Source organism: Isoptericola croceus (assembly GCF_029382255.1).
GTDB classification, from domain to species: Bacteria; Actinomycetota; Actinomycetes; order Actinomycetales; family Cellulomonadaceae; genus Isoptericola; species Isoptericola croceus.
The window spans coordinates 1-274 of the sequence record NZ_JARLLG010000227.1 but is presented as its reverse complement, the minus strand read 5'-3'; the positions used below and the strand labels follow the sequence as shown (position 1 = coordinate 274).

At 60.6% G+C, this 274-nt stretch carries 1 protein-coding gene; it reads left to right on the top strand.

The annotated features are described in order from the left end of the window. On the top strand, positions 1-274 hold a 274-nt coding region (locus PZC42_RS24605; RefSeq protein ID WP_277214122.1), incomplete at both ends, for a hypothetical protein.

Sequence of the window (274 nt, the reverse complement as noted above, 5' to 3'; positions counted from 1 at the left end):
GATGGGGAGCTGGCGCAGCTGGGGATGGAGGACCACGGGTATTCTTCCGACGAGCACCTCCAACCTAGCGCCAAGCTCAGCTTGTTCTTCAAAGGCATGGCGAAGGTCCTCCAGCGACTCTGGGAGAAGATCCCAAAGCAGCTGGCCGACGAGTCGCGCAAGATCTGCGCGGGAGTTCTTCAAAAGGTGCTGGTGAAGGTGGCCTTTCGTAACCCAGGCCTCAACCTCACCAACGTCCTCAGGTCCCTGCCGCCGGATGCTGATCTGGAAGCGC